Source organism: Streptosporangium sp. LJ11 (genome assembly GCF_051918945.1).
In the GTDB taxonomy this organism is placed as follows: domain Bacteria; phylum Actinomycetota; class Actinomycetes; order Streptosporangiales; family Streptosporangiaceae; genus Streptosporangium.
Window position 1 is genome coordinate 1 of the sequence record NZ_JBPXMB010000001.1, and the last position, 15,044, is coordinate 15,044.

17 protein-coding genes are annotated in these 15,044 nt (G+C 70.3%); 7 read left to right on the plus strand and 10 right to left on the minus strand.

Annotated elements, in window-relative coordinates:
- A partial coding sequence (locus tag ACTOQ3_RS00005) for a peptide chain release factor family protein (protein WP_440081240.1) occupies positions 1 to 280 on the plus strand: 280 nt, incomplete at its 5' end.
- A 293-nt stretch (positions 281 to 573) separates the two neighbouring features.
- On the opposite strand, the gene ACTOQ3_RS00010 is transcribed toward ACTOQ3_RS00005, so the two are convergent.
- Both ACTOQ3_RS00010 and ACTOQ3_RS00015 read right to left on the minus strand, forming a co-directional pair.
- Positions 574 to 1,137 (minus strand): N-acetyltransferase family protein, encoded by a 564-nt coding sequence (locus ACTOQ3_RS00010; RefSeq protein WP_440081241.1) that lies wholly within the window; start codon positions 1,135 to 1,137, stop codon positions 574 to 576.
- A complete protein-coding gene (locus ACTOQ3_RS00015; RefSeq protein WP_440081242.1) occupies positions 1,134 to 1,997 on the minus strand; it encodes an SCO6745 family protein in 864 nt (287 codons plus the stop codon). Before ACTOQ3_RS00015 ends, ACTOQ3_RS00010 begins: the two co-directional genes overlap by 4 nt.
- Before the next feature lie 34 nt (positions 1,998 to 2,031).
- Here ACTOQ3_RS00015 and ACTOQ3_RS00020 point away from each other — a divergent pair, with 34 nt between their 5' ends.
- On the plus strand, positions 2,032 to 2,634 hold the full coding sequence (locus ACTOQ3_RS00020) for a CGNR zinc finger domain-containing protein (protein ID WP_440081243.1): 603 nt from the start codon (positions 2,032 to 2,034) through the stop codon (positions 2,632 to 2,634).
- A gap of 214 nt (positions 2,635 to 2,848) precedes the next feature.
- On the opposite strand, the gene ACTOQ3_RS00025 is transcribed toward ACTOQ3_RS00020, so the two are convergent.
- The 3 genes from ACTOQ3_RS00025 to ACTOQ3_RS00035 all read right to left on the minus strand — a co-directional run bounded on the left by ACTOQ3_RS00025 (position 2,849) and on the right by ACTOQ3_RS00035 (position 5,484).
- On the minus strand, positions 2,849 to 3,211 hold the full coding sequence (locus ACTOQ3_RS00025; protein ID WP_440081244.1) for a nuclear transport factor 2 family protein: 363 nt from the start codon (positions 3,209 to 3,211) through the stop codon (positions 2,849 to 2,851).
- A 171-nt stretch (positions 3,212 to 3,382) separates the two neighbouring features.
- A complete protein-coding gene (locus tag ACTOQ3_RS00030) occupies positions 3,383 to 4,165 on the minus strand; it encodes a L,D-transpeptidase family protein (RefSeq protein WP_440081245.1) in 783 nt (260 codons plus the stop codon).
- A gap of 173 nt (positions 4,166 to 4,338) precedes the next feature.
- A complete protein-coding gene (locus tag ACTOQ3_RS00035) occupies positions 4,339 to 5,484 on the minus strand; it encodes an FAD-dependent oxidoreductase (RefSeq protein ID WP_440081246.1) in 1,146 nt (381 codons plus the stop codon).
- A gap of 572 nt (positions 5,485 to 6,056) precedes the next feature.
- Here ACTOQ3_RS00035 and ACTOQ3_RS00040 point away from each other — a divergent pair.
- Positions 6,057 to 6,563 (plus strand): DinB family protein, encoded by a 507-nt coding sequence (locus ACTOQ3_RS00040; protein ID WP_440081247.1) that lies wholly within the window; start codon positions 6,057 to 6,059, stop codon positions 6,561 to 6,563.
- A 95-nt stretch (positions 6,564 to 6,658) separates the two neighbouring features.
- Here ACTOQ3_RS00040 and ACTOQ3_RS00045 read toward each other — a convergent pair whose 3' ends face one another.
- Together ACTOQ3_RS00045 and ACTOQ3_RS00050 are read right to left on the minus strand one after the other, a co-directional pair.
- Positions 6,659 to 7,180 (minus strand): MarR family winged helix-turn-helix transcriptional regulator, encoded by a 522-nt coding sequence (locus tag ACTOQ3_RS00045; protein ID WP_440081248.1) that lies wholly within the window; start codon positions 7,178 to 7,180, stop codon positions 6,659 to 6,661.
- A 168-nt stretch (positions 7,181 to 7,348) separates the two neighbouring features.
- Positions 7,349 to 8,656 carry a M50 family metallopeptidase gene (locus ACTOQ3_RS00050; RefSeq protein WP_440081249.1) on the minus strand — a complete coding sequence of 436 codons (1,308 nt, stop codon included), beginning with the start codon at positions 8,654 to 8,656 and terminating at the stop codon, positions 7,349 to 7,351.
- Positions 8,657 to 8,866: 210 nt separating this feature from the next.
- Here ACTOQ3_RS00050 and ACTOQ3_RS00055 point away from each other — a divergent pair, with 210 nt between their 5' ends.
- Positions 8,867 to 9,472, plus strand: coding sequence for a response regulator transcription factor (locus ACTOQ3_RS00055; RefSeq protein ID WP_440081250.1), 606 nt, complete (start codon positions 8,867 to 8,869; stop codon positions 9,470 to 9,472).
- Positions 9,473 to 9,526: 54 nt separating this feature from the next.
- Here the strand turns inward: ACTOQ3_RS00055 and ACTOQ3_RS00060 are convergent, their stop codons facing one another.
- Positions 9,527 to 10,642: a PP2C family protein-serine/threonine phosphatase gene (locus tag ACTOQ3_RS00060; RefSeq protein ID WP_440081251.1), complete on the minus strand. Its 1,116-nt coding sequence runs from the start codon at positions 10,640 to 10,642 to the stop codon at positions 9,527 to 9,529.
- A 119-nt stretch (positions 10,643 to 10,761) separates the two neighbouring features.
- Here ACTOQ3_RS00060 and ACTOQ3_RS00065 point away from each other — a divergent pair, with 119 nt between their 5' ends.
- Together ACTOQ3_RS00065 and ACTOQ3_RS00070 are read left to right on the plus strand one after the other, a co-directional pair.
- On the plus strand, positions 10,762 to 11,991 hold the full coding sequence (locus ACTOQ3_RS00065) for a GNAT family N-acetyltransferase (protein ID WP_440081252.1): 1,230 nt from the start codon (positions 10,762 to 10,764) through the stop codon (positions 11,989 to 11,991).
- A 170-nt stretch (positions 11,992 to 12,161) separates the two neighbouring features.
- The gene (locus ACTOQ3_RS00070; protein ID WP_440081253.1) at positions 12,162 to 12,359 is read left to right on the plus strand and encodes a hypothetical protein; all 198 of its coding nucleotides are present in this window, start codon (positions 12,162 to 12,164) and stop codon (positions 12,357 to 12,359) included.
- A 50-nt stretch (positions 12,360 to 12,409) separates the two neighbouring features.
- On the opposite strand, the gene ACTOQ3_RS00075 is transcribed toward ACTOQ3_RS00070, so the two are convergent.
- On the minus strand, positions 12,410 to 12,877 hold the full coding sequence (locus ACTOQ3_RS00075) for a ribose-5-phosphate isomerase (RefSeq protein WP_440081254.1): 468 nt from the start codon (positions 12,875 to 12,877) through the stop codon (positions 12,410 to 12,412).
- Positions 12,878 to 12,975: 98 nt separating this feature from the next.
- Here ACTOQ3_RS00075 and def point away from each other — a divergent pair, with 98 nt between their 5' ends.
- Complete coding sequence (def, locus tag ACTOQ3_RS00080) at positions 12,976 to 13,464, plus strand: peptide deformylase (RefSeq protein ID WP_440081255.1); 489 nt, start codon at positions 12,976 to 12,978, stop codon at positions 13,462 to 13,464.
- A 36-nt stretch (positions 13,465 to 13,500) separates the two neighbouring features.
- On the opposite strand, the gene ACTOQ3_RS00085 is transcribed toward def, so the two are convergent.
- A complete protein-coding gene (locus ACTOQ3_RS00085; RefSeq protein ID WP_440081256.1) occupies positions 13,501 to 14,910 on the minus strand; it encodes an aldehyde dehydrogenase family protein in 1,410 nt (469 codons plus the stop codon).
- Positions 14,911 to 15,044: the final 134 nt, after the last annotated feature.

The following is a 15,044-nucleotide window of genomic DNA, read 5'->3' on the forward strand; positions in this document are numbered from 1 at the left end:
CAACAAGGCGAGCACGGCGGTACGGGCGACCCACCGGCCCTCGGGGATCGTCGTCGTGGTCGACACCGAGCGGCAGTCGAGCCTCAACCGCCGCATCGCCATGCGGCTGTTGCGACAGCGCATCGAGCACGGCGACGAGACGACGGGGCGCGCCGCGACCAGCGCCCGCCGGCGCATCCACGACGAGCTCGTTCGCGGCGACCCCACCCGTACCGAACGTCCGGAAACTCCGAAGCAGGACCCGGTTTCACGGGAGCAGACGCGCCGGCGACCGCGGTAGTCCACCTGGCCATGCCCTGCGGCGGAAGGAGAGTCGCACCCGACAGCATGAGAATCGCCAGGGCGAAAGCACGCATTGGCCAGCCTGGCTGCATGTCGAGTGCGGTGACCGCTCAGGACCTTCAGGCGTGGACGGCGGGCCCGGGCGAGAGGTTCGCGCGGGTGGCGGGCCGCTCGGGGCGGGTCGGGCCGCGGCGACGGGTGCCGGCCTGCCTGTTCGGCCTCCTGGCGCCGGTCGAACGCGAGAACCGCCGGCAACCGGCCGGCAGGTGGACGTCGCCCATGCTCACGACGTCACCGACCGTTTCGATGGCCGTCCGGCGTGGCCGTGACAGCCGGCGTCCGGTGTGAGCGAGTGAACACCACCACGTTCGCCCCGGGGCCGGTCAGACGCCGCCAGCCAAGGCGTTCGTAGAGCCTGATCGCGTCATGCGCCTTCGGCGCCGTCAGCAGCCAGCAGCCGGTCGCGCCCTCGCAGAGCAGGTCGAGGATGCGGGCCGCCAGGCGTTGTCCACGGGCGTGGGGGCTCACCGCGAGCTCATCGACCTCCAGCGCCCCGACCAGACGCGTTTCCACCTGGTCGCCGAGCTGGACGCGCACCCGGTCGTAGGCGCGGCCCGCGGGAAAGGGGCTTTGCGTCGGCCATGCCGTACCGAATCCCGCGGGTTCGCCGTCCCGGCCGGCGAGCACCGCCGCGAAGCCCGGGCGGCGTGCGTCCGTGGCCAGGCGCCTGGCGAAGTCGGCCGTGCCGTGTCCGTCCTCATACCAGGGTGGGCCGTTGAACGAGACGCGGTAGATCTCGATCAGTTCGGCGGCGCGGACGAGCGTCTCTTCGCCGGTGAGCCGCTCCAGCCTCACGCGGTCACCTGCACTTTGCCGATGCCCAACGTGGTCGTGCCCGGCAGCATCCCCGACTCGAACACCGCCCCCAGCAGAGGCCGGTTCAGGTCGGCCAGCCGCTCGGCCCCCGCCTCGCCGAGTGCCCGCCACGGCCCCGCCGCCAGTTCGTCCGTGAGGCGCTCGACCTGGTGGCGCAGCGCTCGCCCCGCCGGGGTCGCCAGGCCGTCGGCGTCGACGAGGCCCCGGCCGGCCAGTCGTTCACGCGCGGCGGCCCACTCCTCGGAACTCCACCCGCGTCCCGCGAAGTGGTCGACCGGCGCGGCTCCCACGGAGGCGAAGGAGACCAGCGCCTCGCACGCGTCCAGCCCGGCGGCCTGCAATGCCGTCAGATGTCCGTCACCGCGGTGTTCGCGCAGGACCGTGTACGCCTGCCAGAGGGCCAAATGCGGCTCTCGCGGCCAGGGCAGTTCGAGATTGGCCGCGGCCAGCGGCCGGTGGGCGACCTGGATGCTCTCCGCTGCCCTGACCGCGAGCTCCGCCGCCTCCGTCACGTCGACGTGGTCGCCGAGGAGGGCGCGAAGTGTCCGGTCCATCGCTCGCGACCGCGCTTCGAGCACCTGCCCGGGGATCGCCACGACCCAGATCGCCGGCACATACTCGGCGATCATCATGGGGCTGAAGCTGTAGCAGGCGGCGGCGACCACCCTCGGTCCCGCGGCGCCGAGCGGCGCCATGCGCCAGGCGAAGTAGCTCGGCCAGCGCGATCCGATGTCATGGCCGAGCCTCGCCGCCTCTTCGAGAGCCTCGGGGCTGAAATAGAGCGTCGCGTGCACCGGCTCGATCTGGTGCCACATCTGCCGTGCGAGTCGTTCGAACATGGCCAAACCCTCACTGTCTACATAAGGTATGACAGTGACGATAGATTCATGGCGCATCACTGGTCAATCCGAAATAGACAGTTATGTTGGAAGCAGGGTCGAGCTGGCGGTCCTGCTGGTGAACTGCCTCACCGCCACATCGGCGCATGGCCGTGACGTCACGCCGCCGCGATCCGGTGACGAACGGCTCGCCGCGATCACCACCCGGCTGGTCGCCGCCGGTCGCCCGCCCTCCATGCTCACCGCCGCGGACGCCGACCGGCTGGCCGGGATCGCCGCCGACCTGCGCCCGGCTTTCGGTGCCGGTGAGCGCGTCCTCGAGGCCGCCGCGCGGCTCAACAACCTGCTGGTACGGCACGGCGCCGTGCCGAACCTGCACGGCGACTCGGACCGGCCCCTCGTTCTCGCCTTCCACCGGGCCGATGCGAGCCTCGTGGACGCGTGGGCCGCGGACACGGGAACCGCGCTGGCCATGGTCATCGGTGTCGGCCAGGCGGCCCGGCTCGGCGCCTGCCAGGCCGGCGGATGCCGTCTGGTCTTCTTCGACACCACACGTAATGCCTCGCGCCGCTTCTGCGATCTGTCATGCCAGAACCGCGCCAAGGCCAGCGCCTATCGGGCCAGGCGGCGAGCGTGAGACCCACGGGTGAGCCGTTCCGCGCCGGGGCCCGGGACGATCACCTCTGAACCGTTTTCACCCTGACGTGGCTGCTCGAGACGGCCATGGGGCGCCAGTCGCGCGTCCGGTCCCCGGGGTGGCGGAGGCAGCCCCTGACGGGGACGGCTCACTCCGGGTGTCTCCCGCGGGAGAAGACAGGCGCCGCGCCCGCGGCTACGGTCTCGCCGGAGCCTCAGACCGCGTAGACGGGTGCGAGGTCGACGAATATGCGGTAGTCCGAGATCAGACCGTCGTCGCGGGTGCGCCAGATCGACACGGCCACGACGCCGGCGTCCTTGCCGTCGAGCCGCCGGTAGGTCACCTCGGTCTCGGCGATGATGTCGGCGTCCACCTGCCAGTTCCTGACGATCCGGTGCTGCAGGCCGCCGATGGTGGAGAAGAACGCCCGCAACCCGGCGGCGATGGCCTCACGTCCCGCCATCGGCTCGGCGTTGCCGAACACCAGTGTGGCGTCCTCGGCCAGCAACCGCACGAACTCGTCGGGGTCGAACGAGTCGACCACCTGGAAAACGCGTCGCACCACGTCGTCGTTCATGCCGATCCTTCCCCGCGCAACCGGGATCACTGGTCGGGACGATACGGGGCGAAGGACGACGCGCAACTATCGCGAAGGTGGGTATCTCATCGCCGAAGGCTCGAAGGTCTCCGAACCGTGACGTCGCGGCAGGACCCGGTGCGGTGGCCATGCCGATGCACCGGGCCGGCCTCAGAGCTCCTTCGGCCGGTCCGCGTCCTGTCCGGAGAGTCCGGGGGACTCGGGGGACGCGGGGGACGCGGGCCGCCCGGAGGACTTCGGGCGCTCGGGAGACGTGGCCCGGTCTGGAGACGTGGCCCGGTCCCGAGGCTCGGGAGCCGCGGGACGGCGGACGTAGACCGGGGTTCCCGTCGGGGTCATGTCGTAGAGCGCCTTGGCGTTGTGGAGCGGCACCCGGATGCAGCCGTGGGACGCGGGATGCCGCGGGACCCGCTCCGAGCCGTGGAAGCCGATTCCCTCGTTGAAATAGATGGTGTAGAACTGGTCGCCCAGCGGCCCGCTGGTCCATCCGGGCGTCCGGAACCAGGCGCGGAAGTCCCCGGTGGGCGTGACGGCGACCCCGCAGTGGCCCTTCTTGCAGTAGTGCTCGCCGTTACCGGTCGAGATGTGGGAGACCAGCGCGGGCTTGCCGCCCTGCCACGCGGTGAGCAGCTGGCGGCGCAGGTCGATCTCCACCCTCGTGGGCTCCCCGTACGACACCAGCGGTTTGAGGCGCGCCGGGCGGGAGAGCGCCCGCCAGGTCCGCGGGTCGATCTCGTCGGTGGGAGGCAGCCCGTTCGCCTTCTGGAAGGCCCACACGGCCGCGCGCAGCGCGGGACGGTACTCGTCGCCGGCCTCTCCCGGCCCGAATCCCAGCCGGTCGAGGCGCCGGTGGACCTGCTGGACCTGGGTCCCCCTGTCGCCGGGGCGAAGGAGGGGAAACCGTGACAGCGGGGTGTGCTCGGCACGAGGCACGGGAGGGCGCTCATGGGGAATGGGCGCGCCGGAATGCCGTGACGACATGACACCGGTGTTCGCGACACCGAATGGCAGGCACGCGGTGAGAACGAGGGTCGAGTTCGCGATCAGGAGGCACGTGATGGTTCTCCGCATTTTTTAAACGCCTATCCACTCTCGGGCGAGATCCGTTAGAAGGAATACGAGTACGTGCGATCCTCTATCGCCGCACGCACCAGACCGACGGCCTCCTGGGCGCATCCCCAGGAGAAGCTGAATCCGGCTCCGCCGTGCGCGAAGTTGTAGACGACCTGTTCTTCGTCGTCCCACTCAAGACAGACGTTCTCGTTCCGGAACGGCCGCAGCCCCGCCCGTACCGGCTCGTCGGGGTCCAGCCTGGCGTGTCGCAGCGCGGGCATGAAGGCCAGGCACCGCTCGTACATCTCCCGTACGGGCCCGTGGTTCTCCAGATTGATCCCGGTGTCCCACTCGTCCTTTTCCGCCAGTCCCCCGAGGACGAGGAGTCTCGGATTGCGCGGCACGATGAAGACGATGTCCTGCTCGTCCTTGTTCTCCTCGTCGTGGGAGACGCAGTGGGCCTCGCGGATCCGGCGCCCGCGAAGCCCGTCGTTGCGGACCCGCACCAGCGCGCCGCGCAGCGGATACATGCCGATGCCGCGGAGCCCGGCGGTGCCGAGGCCGGCGCAGCAGACGATCACCTCGGCGCCGAAGCGGTCGAGGAGCTCGGCCCTGCGCTCGGCCAGCAGCCCCTCGACCCGGTACCGCTCGACCCGCACACCGTGGATCTTGACCTGCCGCATCAGCCACGCCATGTACTGATCGGTGTCGATCATGGGCGCCATGTGCGAGTACGCGTCGACCACGCCGTAGTCGGGACTGACGCCGTTGCGTTCGGCGAGCGACCGGTCGCGGACGAAGCCTCGCACCTTCCCCGCGAGTTCCTGCATCTTGTGGAGATCGTGCGGACTCTCCTCGACGGGGTGTTTGAAATAGAAGTTGGACCTTCGCATGGCCACCCCGGGAACCTTGGCCCGGGCCAGCTTCTCGAACATCTCGTACGAGGTGACGCACCAGTTCTTGGAGCGAGCGAGGGAGATCTGGTCGTGGTGGTAACCGCACACCGCCGGTGGCCACTCCCACAGCGCGCCCGCGACGACCGAGACGATGTCGGGCGCGAATCTCTCCGCGACGACGGTGACGCGAAACCCTTCCCTGGCCAGGCACAGCGCAGTGGTCAACCCGCTTACCCCGGCCCCGATGACAAGTATCTTCTCTGAATTCGCGCGCACCTGGGAACGCCTTCTTTCCGGATCCATCCAGCTCGATCACTTTCCGGCGCGACCGACCGCGGGAGGCCGTCACGACGAACACCGAAACCCCTCCACAGTAAATGGGGACGCCGGTGAATCCCGGAATGGCGGCGAACACGAAACGGGAGAGGACCGGCCGCGGGCCGATGGGAAACCATTACCGACCGGGGAAACAATCTGGATTGAACGGGGAAAAGCCGCACTCTACCTGAATCCTCCGATGACAAACCTTTGGCCACGTGCCAGATTTTCATCACCGATCCACCGATCGACCCGGGCGAATATTGACACCTCCTTAGTCGAGCCCGGGTCGCCAGGGCGGGCCGGCCGGGGTCATGGCGGGCTGAATTGCCTACTTTGCTCTGCGGACTCGCCTATATGCCCTCGGTGGGATTGTTGAGGGCAGGTGGACGTCCGAGTCTCACTTGTTGTAGAACGTGGTGACTGAACGCCGGATGGTGCCGGCACATACCGATGCGCAGGTGTCCTCCGGTACGCGGCGACGCGCGGACGCCTCGCGATCGGCCGGGAGGAAAAAGGTATGACAGCGGGCCCGCGTGCCGACAGGATGGGACGCCATGACCGACACACGCGTTGACCCCGCCTTCATCGCCGACGAGAGCACCATGCTGCACTCCTGGCTGGACTGGCACCGGGAGACCCTGGCCGTGAAATGCGCCGGGCTCTCGGACGAGCAGCTTCGCCTGCGTTCCGCCGAGCCGTCCACGCTCTCCCTGCTGGGTCTGGTCCGCCACATGGCCGAGGTGGAGCGCAACTGGTTCCGCAACATCCTCAACGGCGAGGGCGCCGCCCCGTTCTACTATTCCGACGACGATCCCGACGGCGACTTCGACACCCTGGAGACGAGCACGGCGGAGCAGGCGTTCGCCCGCTGGCGGGGCGAGATCGCGCACGCGCGCGAACTGTCCGCCGGGCTTCCCATGGACACCGTGGGAAAGACGCGACGCCGCGACCATGACGTCTCACTGCGCTGGATCCTCGTCCACATGATCGAGGAGTACGCCCGGCACAACGGCCACGCCGACATCATCCGCCAGCGGATCGACGGGGTCACCGGGGAGTAGCGCCGACCTGCGGGACGCACGCCCCCACCCGCGTGAACAGGCACGAAGAGCAGGCGAATCCCGTGCAGGACGGGCCGATCGCGGCAACGGCCGGATCAGCCCGGGGCGGAGGTCTCCACGAGCGTCTCGGCGATCATCCGGTCGAGGTCGGCCAGGTTCGCCGGGCGGGCGACGGCGGCCTCGGCGAAACGGTCGAGAAGCCGGGCGAAGACCTCGCGGTCCGGCTCGTCCCAGTCGGCCATCAGGCCGTCAAGGTAGGTACGCCGGTGGCGGATCACCACCTCCAGCACGCGACGGCCCCGCTCGCTCAGTACGAGCCGGGCCCGCCTGGCGTCCACGGCCGACTCCTCGCGCTCCACGAACCCCGCGCCGACCGCGTCGTTGACCAGCCTGCTGGCCGTGGAGGGATCGACACCCAGTTGCTCGGCGACGGCGCCCACGGTCACCTCAGGCACGTCCAGGCTCAGCTTGTGCACGGCGTGCACGACCATCACGTTCGACATGTGCACCGCTCGCTGCGGCTCCCCGGCCTTGCGCGCTCGCAGTGGCCGCGACCAGATCCGGCGCAACCGGAACAGGGCCACGTCGATCACCGCTCCAGGCGTTCCCTCGTTCACGGCGTCACCCTAACCCCTGCGGGCGGATGTGCCGTGTCTCCCCACCTCCGACCCCCGGCACGCCACGCGGGCCGTGCCACGTCGGAGGTCGCCACCCGTGGACCCCGTGGCGGGCAGATCGGCGCGTACGGCACGACGGTCCGTACGGGACATCGGGGCGGGGAACGGTCAGCCGGACAGGCGGACCGGGTTGACCAGGTCGGCGTACATCAGCAGGCCCGCCATGATGATCATCAGGAAGGCGATCGCGTAGGTGAGCGGAAGCGCCTTGGCGATGTCGACGTGGCCGGGCGTGGGGCGGCGGGCGACGCGGGCGAAACCGCGCTTGAGCCCCTCCCACAGACCTCCCGCGATGTGGCCGCCGTCCAGGGGAAGCAGCGGGATCAGGTTGAACAGGCCGATCGCCAGGTTGAAGCCCGCCAGCAGGTTGATGAAAACGACGATCTTGTTTTCCAGCGGGATCGCGGCGGCGGCGATCTCACCGCCGATGCGGCTGACGCCGATGACACCGATCGGGCCGTTCCTGTCGCGCTCGTCCCCGGAGAAGGCGGCGTGCCAGACGCCCACCATCTTCTCGGGGAACCTGAGCAGCGAGGCGGCGGTGGCCGAGGTGAGGTCCCCCATGTGCGCGGCCACGGCGCCGAAGCTCTGCTGCTCGATGACGATCTTCGGGCTCACCCCGAGGTATCCGACACCCTTCTCGATCTTGCCGGGCTCGTCCAGCGACTCGCGGTCCTGGGCGATGAGGCTGGCGTTGACGGTCAGATCCTGACCGGCCCGCCTGACGCCGATCGCGATCGGGCCCGCGCCGTGGTCGCGGATGGCCCGCGTCGCGGCGTCCCAGCTCGTGGCGGGTTTGCCCGCCACGGACACGATGACGTCTCCCGGCCTCAGCCCCGCCGCGCTGGCCGGGCTGGGCTTGTCGGCCGCGGTGCACTCGGGGTTCTTCTCGTACTCGGCGGCGGTCTTCACGCACTGCGGGATCGAGGCGATCTCGGTCTTCTGCGTGGGGATGCCGAAGCCCATGAGCACGACGCCGAACAGGACGAACGCCAGCACGAAGTTCATCGCCGGACCGCCGGACATGATGATGACCTTCTGCCACCAGGGCTTGCGGTAGAACACCCGGTTCTCGTCGCCCGGCCGTACCTCCTCCAGGGCGACGTCGCGGGCGTTCTCGATCAGGCCCTGCCAGGGGCCGGTGGAGACCGAGCGCACCTTGCCGGGGGCGTCGGTGGGCCGGGGCGGCAGCATGCCGATCATGCGGATGTAGCCGCCGAGCGGAAGCCACTTGATGCCGTACTCGGTGTCGCCCTTGCGGCGCGACCACATCGTCGGGCCGAACCCGACCATGTACTGGGTGACCTTGACACCGAACAGCTTGGCCGGCACCAGGTGGCCGATCTCGTGCAGCCCGATCGACACCATCAGTCCCACGAGAAAGACGATGACCCCGACCACGGAGAGCCAGCTCACAGGTTCATACCCCCATCGCGGTTTCACCGACAATGCCCCATAAGAGGTTAGCCCAAGTATCCGGCCCCCACGCCGCCGCGAAAAGCGGCGTTCCCGGCCGCTCTCCCGGCCGGGTCTTTCGGGACTCTTTGCCGATTGGACACACTCCGTTGACATTCAGCGATCACACGAACACTCTTTGATGAAGGTGAGGCGGGAGAGAGGAGCGTTTTGATCGGGATCCTGGTTGCCGAACATCTTCCCCTGGTCCGGCGCGGGCTGGTGGCGACGCTGCAGAATGAGAACGACATGAAGGTGGTGGCCGACGTGGCCGCCGGGGAGGACGTGCTTCCCGCCGTGCTGCGGCACGCGCCGGAGACGGCGGTCATCGATCTCGACCTGCCGGACGTCGACGGTCTCACCACCGCGCTCCGGCTGCACGAGGAGGCTCCCGGCTGCCGGGTCCTCCTGCTGTCGCGCGACCCCAGCCCCGGCCAGGTCCGCCGGGCCTTCGCCGCCCACGCGCTCGGGTTCATGAGCCTGGAGGTCGGCCCCGAGCAGCTGGCCCACGGCGTCCGCCAGGTGGCGGCCGGCCGGCGGGCGGTCGACTCCGAGCTCGCGGTGGCGGCCCTGAGGTCGGCGGAGAACCCTCTGACCCGCAGGGAGCTCGACGTGCTCCGGCTGGTCGCGCAGGGGGCCAGGTCCGGCGAGATCGCCGACCAGCTGTTCCTCTCCGTGGGAACGGTCCGCAACCACCTGTCGCGGATCATGTGCAAGACCCAGGCACGCAACCGTCTCGACGCCGTACGCATCGCCGGCGACTCCGGGTGGCTCTGAGCCCTCCTCCCGAATCCCCGGAAGCCGCATCCCGGAGCCGTTCTCGGAAGCCGTTCAGGGGCGCCAGATGAGGATGAGGGCGCAGTCGTCGTTGTGGCCCGACGACATGGAGGCCACCAGGTTGCGGGCACCGTCACGGAACCCCGAGGGCACCAGGCGCTCGGCCTCTCCCAGCAGGCGGTCGAGACCGGCGTCGATGTCGCGCCCCGGCTGCTCGATCAGGCCGTCGGTGTAGAGCATGAGGGCGTCGCCCTTGCGCAGCATCCCCCGGTCGGCCTCGCAGTGCAGGTCGGGCACGACACCGAGGACGACCCCCTTGGCCGCGGAGACCCGCCACGTCCCGGTGCCCGACTCGAACTTGACCACCGGGGGGTGACCGGCCGAGGTGATGACGTACTCGCCCGTCACGAGGTCGAGCCGGAGATGGACCGCCGTGACGAAGCCCTCGGCCTCGCGCTGGCGGTGCAGGTAGGTGTTGCAGGCGGGCAGGAAGTCGGTGACCGAGCCGAGCAGCCCGCCGAAGGTGCCCGACAGCAGCAGCGCCCGGGTGCCCGCGTCGACGCCCTTGCCCGACACGTCGACCAGGGCGAGCTCCAGCGTGTCGTCCTCGCGCATGGAGACCAGGAAGTCGCCGCCGAAGGAGGAGCCTCCTGCCTGCTTGAGAACCACCTTGGAGCCCCACCCCTTGGGCAGCGGGGGCAGGTCGCTCTGGCTCTTGAGACGGTCGCGCAACTCCAGCAACATCACGTCGCCACGCAGACCCTGCACACCGAGCTTGCCCCGGGTGCGGGCCATCAGCGCGGCCAGCACCGCGGTGAAGCCGAAGGTGACCAGCAGGCCGGGACCGATGTGTCCCACCCCGCGCACCACGGCCACGTAGACCAGGGAGACCGCGACCGCGAACAGCAGCTTGACGAGACTGTTCAGCCTCAGCTGGAGCCCCGCCACGAGGGTGACCGGGATCATGAGCGCCGGGGAGAACCACTCCATGGACACCCTGGCGGCCAGCCCGCCGATCAGCAGGGTCAACAGGGTCAGGGTGATGAGCAGGTTCCGGTCGCGCGCCAGGGGGCCGCGCCGCAGGAAGCGCACGACGGGAACGAGAAGAGGGACGCGGACCAGGAACGCGCGGAGCGCCGGAGGGAGCAGCGGCACCGGACGGGAACTCATGATGCGCTCGACTGTATCTGGCCGCCCTCCCTTTGGGCAGCCCACTTGACCAACGCCTTGATCATTAAGCAGGGATATTAGATGGCCGGAACCGTTTGTCCCCTACTACCGTTCGGAAGATGACTCTCAGCCTACGTCCGATCAGCGAAGCCGAATGGTCCGCTTGGAACACCGTGGACGAGGAGGCGTTCGGCGCCGCCACCCCGGAGCACCGGCAGGAGATCTTCAAGCGCAACATCGAGTTCGACCGCTCGCTCGGCGTGTTCGACGGCGACCTGCTCGTGGGCACCACCGCGGTGTACAGCTTCAGCATGACCGTGCCCGGCGGGCCGATCCCGGTCGGCGGCGTCACCGCGGTCGGCGTGCTGCCCTCGCACCGCCGCCGGGGCATCCTCTCCTCGCTGATGACCCGCCAGCTGTCCGACCTCCACGAGCGGGGCGAGGCCGTCGCCGCGCTCTACGCGGCCGAGGCCGCGATCTACGGTCGCTACGGCTACGGCAGGGCCTCGGACTGCGTGGTCTTCCGGATCCCCACGGCGAACGCGGCCTTCACCCGGCAGGCCCCGGCCGATCCCGCCCTGCGGCTGCGCGTCGTCAGGCCCGCGGAGGCCAGGTCCACGTTCGAGAAGATCTACGAGTCGGCGTTCGAGCAGCGTCCGGGACTGTACGCCCGCACGCCCGCCCGCTGGGACACGGTGCTGACCGACCAGGAGTCCGACCAGGGCGGCGCCGGTCCGCTGCGCGCCGTGGTCGCCGAGGACGACGGCGGCCCGCGCGGTTACGCGCTCTTCCGGATCAAGGGCTCCTTCGACGACCACGACCTTCCCGCCGGCGAGCTGCGGCTCAAGGAGCTGTTCGGTCTCGACCCCGCCGCCTACGCGCTGCTCTGGCGGCACGTCCTGGACCGCGACCTGGTCTCGCACGTCCTCGCCCAGAGCAGGCCCTCGGACGACCCGCTGATCCATCTGCTCGCCGAGCCGCGCCAGCTCCACGCGCTCTGGCTGGACGACCTGTGGGTCCGCGTGGTGGACGTCGAGCGGGCCCTTCCCGCCCGCCGCTACAGCGCGCCGGTGGACGTGGTGATGGAGGTCGAGGACACCGTGTGCCCGTGGAACGCGCGCCGCTGGCGGCTGACGGCCGACACCTCCGGCGCCCGCTGCGCGCCCTCCGACGACCCCGCCGACCTGACCCTGCCCGTCTCCGTGCTGGGCGCCGCCTACCTGGGAGGGCGACCGCTGGCGGCGCTGCTGGCGGCGGGGGTGGTACGCGAGTCGCGCGCGGGGGCCCTGCGGGAGCTGTCCACCGCCATGTCGTGGGGTCCCGCCCCCTGGGGCGGGCTGGTCTTCTGACGACTCTTCCGGCCCTCGGACGTTCTGACGCCTCTTCCGGCGACGGCGACGGCGACGGTCGCCACGGCCACTCCGGGCGGCCGGAGCCGTTCAGGCCGGGACCGTTCAGGCCGGAGCCGGTCCGGAGCCGTTCGGGCCGGGGCGGGCCGGAGCGGGTTATGGTGGCCGGCATGGCACTGCAGAGCTTGCAGATCAACGCGATCACCGCGATGCGGGCGCGAGACGTCTCACGCCCGTCACGGGAGCAGCAGGAGGCCGCGGACCGCCGCCCCCTGCGCGACGAGACGCCCCGCAAGGAGCCGGCGCGCCACGGGGCACGCAGGGAGCCGCCGCGCGGGGAGGTTCCGCCCCGCGAGCGCCACCGCTGAGGAAGGTTTACGGCTGAGGGCCCCCGAGGGTCGCCGAGGGCCCCTGAGGGCTACGGCAGCGGCGGGAGCTGGCCGATGGTCTCGTACGAGGTGAGCTGCGCGATCCTGCGGTTGTGCCGCTCGGCCCCGGAGTAGGAGGTGCCGAGGAAGATCTCGACGAACCGGATCGCCTCCTCCGGCTCGTGCATCCGCGAGCCGACGCTGACGACGTTGGCGTTGTTGTGCTCGCGGGCGAGCCTGGCGGTCTCCTCGCTCCAGGCCAGGGCGGCGCGGACGCCGCGCACCTTGTTGGCCGCGATCTGCTCGCCGTTGCCCGAGCCGCCGATGACGACGCCCAGGCTGCCCGGGTCCTTCACGACGCCCTCGGCCGCGCGCAGCACGAACGGCGGGTAGTCGTCCTCCGCGTCGTAGACGAAGGGACCGCAGTCCTCGACCTCGTGGCCGTGCTCCTTCAGCCAGGAGACGACGTGGTTCTTGAGCTCATAGCCGGCATGGTCGGCACCGATGTAGACGCGCACCCGCACAGTTTCGCAGGTGTACGCGGGCGGCTCCACCCGGCCCCCGGATAGAGTAATAGCCATAACGCTTATGGAACCCTTACAGAGAGAGCCCCCGCATGCGTGACATCCGAGTGGTCGGTGACCCTGTCCTGCGCACGCCCGCCGAGCCGATCATCGACTTCGACCGCGACCTGCGGCGCATGATCGACGAGATGTTCGCCGTGATGTACGCCGCGCAGGGCGTCGGCCTGGCCGGTCCGCAGATCGGCGTGTCGAAGCGGATCTTCGTCTACGACTGCAGCAACCGCAAGGGCCACGTGATCAACCCGGAGCTGACCGTGGACGACGACACCGAGGTCCACGACGAGGAGGGCTGCCTGTCCGTCCCCGACCGCGGGACCGGCACCCCGATCTACGCCAGGACGCCCCGGGCCGCGGGGGTCACCGTGAGCGGCCTGGACCGGCTGGGACGGCCGATCCGGATCAGGGCCCGCGGCATGCTGGCGCGCTGCTTCCAGCACGAGACCGACCACCTCGACGGCAGGCTCTACGTGGACAGGCTGGCCAGGGACGCCGCCAGGAAGGTCCTGCTCCAGGCCCCCTGATCCCGGTGACCGCCGAAGCGGCCCCCGCGGTGGTCGTCAGAGCTGGACGGCTTTGATCTCCAGATACTCCTCGAGCCCGAACTCGCCCAGCTCGCGGCCGAGGCCCGACTGCTTGTAGCCGCCGAAGGGCGCCCGCGGGTTGAACTGGCCGCCGTTGACCGCCACCTGGCCGGTGCGCAGCCGCCGGGCGACCGCGACCGCGCGCTGCTCGCTGCCCGCCCACACCGCGCCCGCCAGGCCGTACGGCGTGCCGTTGGCGATGGCGACCGCCTCGTCCTCACCCCGGAGGTAGGGGATGATCGTGAGGACCGGGCCGAAGATCTCCTCCTGCTCGATCACCATCCCCGGTTCCACCCCGGCGAACACCGTGGGCTCGACGTAGAAGCCGCGCGACAGGGGCCGGTCGGTGCCTCCGGCGACCAGCCGGGCGCCTTCCTCCTGACCCCGGTTGATGTAGCGGACGACCCGGTCGCGCTGGGCCGCGGACACGAGGGGGCCGAGCCTGGTCCCCTCGTCGAAGGGGTCGCCGACGGTGTATCTCCCCGTGGCCTCGACGGCGAGGCGGACGGCCTCGTCGTACCGGTCGCGATGGACGATCATGCGGGTCCATGCCGAACAGGTCTGGCCGGAGTTGATGAAGGCGTTGGCCACCGTCGCCTTGACGGCCGTCTCCAGGTCGGCGTCCGGCAGGACCAGGCTGGCGGACTTGCCGCCGAGTTCCAGGGCCACCCGCTTGATCGTCTCGGCCGCGAGCGCGGCCACCCGGCGCCCGGCCCGGGTGGAGCCGGTGAACGACACCATGTCCACCTCGGGATGGGTGGCCAGGGCCTCGCCCACCACCGGGCCGTAGCCGCTGACCATGTTGAAGACCCCGGCGGGCAGCCCGACCTCGTCGAAGATCCCGGCGAGCGCGAAGGCCGCCAGCGGCGCCACCTCGCTGGGCTTCAGCACGACCGTGCAGCCCGCGGCGAGCGCGGCGCCCACCTTGCAGACGACCTGGTGGAGCGGGTAGTTCCAGGGGGTGATGGCGGCGACCACCCCGACCGGCTCCCTGAAGACGCGGGAGTTGCCGACCTGCCCGCCCTCGAAGTCGTAGGTCCCGGCCAGCTGGGCGTACAAGGCCAGCACCCCGGCCGGCATCAGCGTCTGCACCCTCATCGCCAGGCCGTACGGGGCGCCCATGTCCGTGGCGATGATCCTGGCTATCTGGTCGGAGCGCTCTCGTATCAGGTCCGCGGCCGCGGCGAGGATCGCGCCTCGCTCGGCGGGGGCCGTCGCCGACCAGGAGGGGAAGGCCCCGCGTGCGGCGGCCACGGCGGCCTCGACGTCGGCGGGCGCCCCCGCGGGAACCCTGTCGATCAGCTCCTCGGTCGCGGGATTGATCACGTCGATGCTCTCGGCCGACGCGGACGACTGCCAGGCTCCGTTCAGATAAAGGTGACGCATGTCCCTCATCCTGGCGTGCGTGCCGTTGTTATGCGAGGGCGAACCGGGCGCGGCTCCCGTACAACGATCATCGTTGTACGGGAGCACAGCGGGGTCGTACGGGGCTCGGCGACCGGCCGGGCCGCCGGCCGCGG